At 65.7% G+C, this 6,303-nt stretch carries 8 protein-coding genes and 1 pseudogene; 6 read left to right on the forward strand and 3 right to left on the reverse strand.

Annotated features, from left to right (window positions below):
- The first annotated feature begins 44 nt into the window (after positions 1–44).
- The 4 genes from D7X12_RS18715 (at position 45) to D7X12_RS18730 (ending at position 2,750) form a co-directional block, all read left to right on the forward strand.
- Positions 45–1,259, forward strand: coding sequence for an AAA family ATPase (locus D7X12_RS18715; RefSeq protein ID WP_120626633.1), 1,215 nt, complete (start codon positions 45–47; stop codon positions 1,257–1,259).
- 79 nt (positions 1,260–1,338) lie between these two features.
- Positions 1,339–2,004 (forward strand): hypothetical protein, encoded by a 666-nt coding sequence (locus tag D7X12_RS18720; protein WP_244224632.1) that lies wholly within the window; start codon positions 1,339–1,341, stop codon positions 2,002–2,004.
- Entirely contained in the window at positions 1,997–2,284 is a 288-nt protein-coding gene (locus D7X12_RS18725; RefSeq protein WP_120626634.1) for a DUF3349 domain-containing protein, read from the forward strand. The genes D7X12_RS18720 and D7X12_RS18725 overlap by 8 nt, the downstream gene beginning before the upstream one ends.
- 19 nt (positions 2,285–2,303) lie before the next feature.
- Positions 2,304–2,750, forward strand: coding sequence for a hypothetical protein (locus D7X12_RS18730; RefSeq protein ID WP_147443716.1), 447 nt, complete (start codon positions 2,304–2,306; stop codon positions 2,748–2,750).
- 128 nt (positions 2,751–2,878) lie between these two features.
- Here D7X12_RS18730 and D7X12_RS42925 read toward each other — a convergent pair whose 3' ends face one another.
- Entirely contained in the window at positions 2,879–3,025 is a 147-nt protein-coding gene (locus D7X12_RS42925) for a hypothetical protein (protein WP_158620073.1), read from the reverse strand.
- Positions 3,026–3,155: 130 nt separating this feature from the next.
- Between D7X12_RS42925 and D7X12_RS18735 the strand changes: the two genes are divergently transcribed.
- Entirely contained in the window at positions 3,156–4,319 is a 1,164-nt protein-coding gene (locus D7X12_RS18735; protein WP_120626636.1) for an ATP-grasp domain-containing protein, read from the forward strand.
- 9 nt (positions 4,320–4,328) lie between these two features.
- Here D7X12_RS18735 and D7X12_RS18740 read toward each other — a convergent pair whose 3' ends face one another.
- Together D7X12_RS18740 and D7X12_RS18745 are read right to left on the reverse strand one after the other, a co-directional pair.
- On the reverse strand, positions 4,329–4,904 hold the full coding sequence (locus D7X12_RS18740; RefSeq protein ID WP_244224633.1) for a DUF2378 family protein: 576 nt from the start codon (positions 4,902–4,904) through the stop codon (positions 4,329–4,331).
- Positions 4,905–4,914: 10 nt separating this feature from the next.
- Positions 4,915–5,688, reverse strand: a complete 774-nt coding sequence (locus D7X12_RS18745) for an alpha/beta hydrolase (protein WP_120626638.1) — start codon at positions 5,686–5,688, stop codon at positions 4,915–4,917.
- A 195-nt stretch (positions 5,689–5,883) separates the two neighbouring features.
- On the opposite strand from D7X12_RS18745, the pseudogene D7X12_RS18750 reads away from it, so the two are divergent.
- A pseudogene (locus tag D7X12_RS18750) lies at positions 5,884–6,303 on the forward strand (hypothetical protein); the annotation flags it as partial.

The raw sequence follows: 6,303 nt of genomic DNA on the forward strand, positions 1-6,303 counted from the left end.
CCGGGTGACCGGGGCGGGGTCGCAGGGCAGGGGAGGGTGCACGCGTGATCGAGAAGGTGCAGTTTCGCAACTTCAAGGCGTACCGCTCGCTCGATCTGGAGCTTGAGCCGTTCACGGTGCTGGTGGGGCCCAATGCGTCGGGGAAGACGACGCTGCTGGAGGGGCTTCGGATTATCTCGGAAACTGGGGCCGAAAGCCTAGGTAAGTCGCTCTCTGTGCCGTCGCCAGACACAGGCGGGGTGCCTCAGCCCGCATACAAGTTGATGGGTCGTTCTCATGGTGAAACAGGCCCCATTGAATGGCATGCATGGGGGACTTGGCAGGGAGTTCACGGAGCAGCTCACCTCGTTGCCAGGGTAGACGAGCAAAAGAGTGTCGATGATGAAACACCCGTCGATGTTTTTGGGCAGTGGGGAACGCTTGCCGTCAAAGAGCTGCCCCAATACCCGGCTAATATTGTTCAGTCACAAGATGTGATTGATCGATACACGAGCATGGCCGAGGCGAAGAAGGCGCTTGTGGATGCATTGTCTTCAAGTGGTGTCTTGAGGCTTGAGTTGCACCGACTCGCTGAGGCGTCCTACAGCGATGAAGCAATTCCGCAGCTGGACGAAGATGGAGAAGGGCTTGGCTCCGTGCTTGCGTATCTCAAGCTGAGCCAGGATGAAGTGTTTGAAAAGATTGAAGCAGCGTTGAGAAAGGTCGTTCCGTCCGTGGTCCGAATTCGGATCGAGCGGGCGGCAGTTGAGCAGGATTCAGTTCGCACCATTGCTCTTGATGATCAGAAGCACCAAGTTTCCGACCGACGCAAGCTTTGGGGCAGCCAGGTCGTCTTGGACATGAAGGGGGCGAAGGGTGTATCAGCGGGTTCCGCAGGCGAGGGGACTCTGATGGTGCTCGGTCTCCTGACGGTCTTGATGGGGCCTCGACGGCCGAGGTTGGTGTTGCTTGATGATATTGAGCTGTCACTTCATCCCACGGCGCAGGGAAAACTCATCGAAGTTCTGCGCACCATCCAGAAGAACGACCCTGAGTTGCAGATCGTGGCGACCAGTCACTCTCCCTTCATCTTGAACTACCTGAGGCCAGAGGAAGTTCGGATGACCTTCCTGGCTGAGAACGGGTTCGCGCGCTGCGAAAAACTTACCGCGCATCCCGACTTCGAGAAGTGGAAGGACTTGATGAGCCCGGGTGAATTCTGGAGCACCGTGGGCGAGAGTTGGATCGAGAAGGTGCCCGCGTCCGCGCCACATGAGTGAGTCCGCATACGAGTTGGGTGTGGTTTGTGAGGCCCTCGCAGACCGGGAAACAGCCTGTACGCTTGCGGACCGTGTTCTGGTGGATGCCATTGACTGGCTCGATGACGGAATGCTGGATACGCAGCGCCGCTGGCAGGGGCGGACCTCGGACGAAGCCTTCCTGAGGTGGGCCTCGGTGAAGGATGAGGCCGACAAAGCGGGGCTCAAGGGACTCTTTGGCCATTTCGGCGGGAGGCCCGGCGAGCCTGATGCTCTGGTGGCTCGACGCGCGCTCATGCTGTTCATGACGGCGGACAAGGTTCCGGATGCCGTCATGCTCATTCGTGACAGCGATGGAGATCCGCGCCGGCGAATAGGTCTGGAACAGGCGCGGGATAACAGCGCTTGGCCGTTTCATGTGGTTATCGGTGTCGCGGAGCCCAAGCGAGAGTGCTGGGTTCTCGCCGGCTTCGATGCCCGGGAGAATGAAGTGGAAGCCCTTCGTGCGGTGGAGCAGCGACTCTCATTCCACCCTGTGCGCGATGCCCATCGACTGACTGCGCGCGAACACGGCGCCAAGAACGACGCCAAGAAGGCGCTGGATGAACTCACGTCCGGTAAGGCTGAGCGCGAGCTTGAGTGCCTGCGCGACACGCCACTCGAAATGCTTCAGTCCCGAGGGGCGCATGTCGGCCTGACCCAGTTCCTGGCCGAAGTCCGCGAGCGACTGGTGCCGGTGGTAGGTGGCTCCAAGCGCCATGAATAGTCCATCCTATCTTGTGAATACTGTGGCTCTGATTAATAGGGCCTTCCCAGGCGGTCTGTCAGAGGCCGACTATCTGCCACTTCTGGTTGTGCTGTATCCGCACATGTCCAATAGGAATCTTGCGGAGGTCGTGAGTCATGTCACGCGCCGTGACTACGCGTTTGTTCTGAACGATGTCTATGCGGTGGGTGGCGGTGCTGAATTGGACCCGTCCGCAGTGGCGATTGTGCGAGCCCAGCTTGTGGCCGTAGGTCTTGATGAATGGAGCAAGGCGGACTGAGCCGCACCTGCGCTTCCTCATGAACACGCCCAAGAGCCCATGGCGACGACTCAAGGCGGAACTGGCCCGGGAAGACTTTCTTCCCTATCCCGTTCAAGACGAATTCGCGTCCTTGAAGGAAGCGTCCTTCGACTTCTTGATGAACATCATCGAGAAAAGAGATGGGACTCCCAGGCAGCTCCGAAATGCCCTCTTGATGGCCTCCATCATGAGAGGCTGGGGCCTGAAGCGCTTCAATCTGGCTGTTCCCAGCCTCTGCACTCACGAAGACTTCAGGGTGCGGAGTACAGCCCTTCACGTACTCCTGCGATGGCTCGACCTGGTGAGGACGGGATTGGTGCCCGCGGAACGCATCGAGGGATACGATGAGCACTCCTTCGATGAAACCATCAAGGATGCGCTGGCCCTCGGGGTCGCTGAGAACACCGAATTCCTCGCGCGAAAGCACCTGACGCGAACCGGCTGATTCGGCCGCGCCTACCTCCTGGAGCCCCAGCGCTTCTTGAACGTGCCCCGGTGCGCGGCCCACCAGTCGCGCCACTCCTTCACCGCCGCCTCCCTTTCGGCCCGCGGACCCGCGGGCTGGAAGTGGAGTCAGGTGGACGTCGCATCCCTCAGGCACATCTCCGCCAGGAAGCGCGTTCGCACGTCCTCGCTCTCCAGCAGGTCGATGAGCTCCGGGATGGTGTGCTGCCCCATCTGTTCCCGGGCCCGGGCAAACCCCTCGGAATCCTGCGCCATGGCGCCAGTGTTCCCACGGTAGACCCGGGTCGGCGAGTCCTGCCGGTGGACAGTGTTTCCCACCGGGCTTCAAGGGCGGGGGAGGTGCCGCTATGGTCCCCCCCAGCGGTGGCCCCGCCCGCCAGGAGCCATGAACTTCGTCTTCATCTCCCCCCACTTCCCGACCCACTACTTCCACTTCGCCGTCGCCCTGCGCGAGCGCGGCGTGTCCGTGCTGGGCATCGGTGACACGCCCTACGAATCCCTGCGGCCGGAGCTGCGCGAGTCCCTCCGCGAATACTTCTTCGTCCCCAGCCTCACCGACTACGACGCCCTCGTGCGCGCCACCGGCTACCTCACCTGGCGCCACGGCCGCGTGGACCGCATCGAGTCCCTCAACGAGTCCTGGCTCGAAGTCGAAGCCCGCCTGCGCGAGGACTTCCACGCGCCCGGCCTCCAGCCCGCCGACATCCTCAAGCTGCGCTCCAAGTCCGGCATGGCCGAGGTCTTCCACGCCTCCGGCGTCCCCCACCCGGACCTCCTGCGCGTGCGCGACGCCGACCAGGTGAAGGCCTTCGCCGCCCGCGTGGGCTACCCGCTCGTGCTCAAGCCCGACGTGGGCGTGGGCGCCGCCCACACCTTCAAGGTCACCACCGACGCGGAGGTGGACGCCGCGCTCGCCCACCCGCTACCCACCTCCTACGTGGCCCAGCCCTTCGTGCGCGGCACCATCGTCACCTACGACGGCATCGTGGACCGCCACGGCGCCATCGTCTTCACGCTCAGCCACGAGTACAGCGACGGCGGCATGGAGACCGTCACCGAACGGCGCGACATCTCCTTCTGGAGCCTCCAGACCATCCCCCCCGCGCTCGACGTGCTGGGCCGTCAGGTCGTCGCCGCCTTCGGCCTGCGCGAGCGCTGGTTCCACCTGGAGTTCTTCCGGCTGCCTGATGGCCGCTTCGTCGTGCTGGAGGCCAACCTGCGCCCGCCCGGCGGCTTCATGACGGACATGATGAACTACACGTGTGACATCGACGTGTACCGGCTCTGGGCTCGCGTGGTGACCAACGACCCGGTGGCGGACTTCCAGTACACGCCGCGCCACCACGTCTGCCACAGCGCCCGCCGCTTCGGCCGCCGCTACCGCCACACCCACGCGCAGATCGTCGAGCGGCTGGGCACTTCGCTCCTCGTCCACCGCGACCTGCCGCCCATCTACCACAGCCTCCTGGGCGAGGAGATGTACCTCACCCGCCACGCGGACAAGGAGTCGATGCAGGACGCCGTGCGCTTCATCCAGGCCACGGTGTAGCGGCGCGCCTCAGCGCTCCGTCCAGGTGAGCGCGTACACCGTGCCGTCGTCCTCCTCGCGCACCTTCGTCACCTGGGGCTCCTGCGCGCCGCCGACCTGGAGCACCGCCTCGAAGAGCGCCTCCGCGTAGCCGGGCGCATCGACAACGGAGTTGACGCGCAGCTCGTAGCTCGTGGGGCCGCGCTCGGTCAGCACCGCCTCCGTGTAGTTGTCCGTGCCGCGCAGCGTCTCCGGCAGCCGCTGCACCACGCGCTTCGGTCCCAGCATCCGCATCACGCTCATCACCGCGCGCCCCAGCAGCGTGGCCCCGTAGCCCTCCACGTGCGCCCGGGCGAGCCGGCGGAAGGCCTCCTCGCGGGGAACGCCGGGGTGGACCTCCTCGATGATGATGTTCAGGCACCGCGCCCAGAGCGGCACCGGGTAGAGCGGCAACAGCGGCCGGTCCAGGTCCACGCCGGCCAGACGCAGCCGCTCCCGCAGGCGGGGGGACACCCGACCGCGCAGACCATGCTGGAGCAGCCCCTCCACCACCTGCATGTAGATGTGCCGCTGCTCGGGCGGTACCGACCGGGGTTGTCGCGTCACGGGCGCGGGCTCAACCGAGGAGCCACTGCATGGCGCCCGGCAGCCGGCGCTGCCAGTCCTTCTCGTGGTGCTCGCCGCCGGGCTCCAGCACCAGCGACACCTCGTGGTCGCCGTAGCCCAGGTGCTTGAGGTGGTGGAAGAAGTCGCGCGTGCCCTGGCCGTAGTCCAGTGGAATGCCGCCCGCGTGGATGTACTCGGTGGCGCCCGCGTCCAGGTAGATGCGCGTCCAGCGCTCGCTGTGCGCGCGCCACGCGTCGAACAGCCGGCCCTCGCTCCACATCACCGTGGGCGACAGCGCGCCGATGCGGCCGAACACGTGCGGGAACCGCCACCCCAGGTACAGCGAGATGAGCCCGCCCAGCGACGAGCCCATCGTGCCCGTCCACTGGCTGCCCGCGCGCGTGAGGTACGTCCGGTCGATGTACGGCTTGAGCTCCTCCACGAGGAAGCGTCCATAGGCCTCGCCGCGCGCGGACACGCCGTTGCGCGGCTCGTCCCACGGCGAGTACTCCTGGAAGCGGCCCGGCCCGGAGTCCACCGCGACGATGATCCACGGCTCCATCCGCCCCGCGCTCACGCCCTCTTCCACGACGCGGTTGGCGCACCACGTGTCGAAGACGGCGGACTCCGGATGCGCGAAGACGTTCTGCCCGTCGTGCATGTAGAGCACCGGGAAGCGGTGGTCTCCCCGGGCGTCGTAGGTGTCCGGGGTGTAGATGCGGACGGTGCGGTTGAAGCCCTCCTGGGGAGAGGGGAAGTGACGGAGGATGTGGACGTGGCCCATGAGCTGTTTTGCGGGCCGGAACGTCGGCCCTCGCGAAGATGTGGCCCCCAGCATAGCCGCACCGCCTGACGAACTGGCCGAAGGAGCGACGCACGCCGTCCCTTCCCTGGACGCCCGGTCCGCCGAAGGGATGGACCCGACGTGGAGGCCGCCTTGTAGGGAAGGGTGGTCCCGCTCGTGCAGAGGGCCCGCCGCGTGCGTTCCGTCCTCTGCTGCGTGTGGCTGTTCCTATGGGTGCTGTCCGTCGCGGCGCACGCCGCGTCCTACGAGGTCGAGCCCGAGGACTCCCATGAGCAGGCGTTGTTCGCGCTCAAGGAGGACGGCGCCATCACGGCGGAGACACTCGCGGCGCTGACGGTGCTGCGGCGCTCGGGCGTGGATCCAAGGCACGCCTCGCGCTCAGCGCTCTACGGCCTGCCGGGACTGACGTACGCAAGGGTGGATGGGTTGCTCGGGGACGCGGCGCTGACGGTGGAGGAACGTCGGCGGCTGGGGCCTTTCCTCGCGCAGACGGCACCGGAGCGGGTGTCGGGGGACGCGCGCCTCTTGAGCGCGTTCGCCGCGTCGGATCCGGTGTTTCCTCCGCTGGCGCTCCAGGTGCGCGTGGCGGGGCCG

The sequence above is a fragment of the Corallococcus sicarius genome (genome assembly GCF_003611735.1).
Classification (GTDB): Bacteria; Myxococcota; Myxococcia; order Myxococcales; family Myxococcaceae; genus Corallococcus; species Corallococcus sicarius.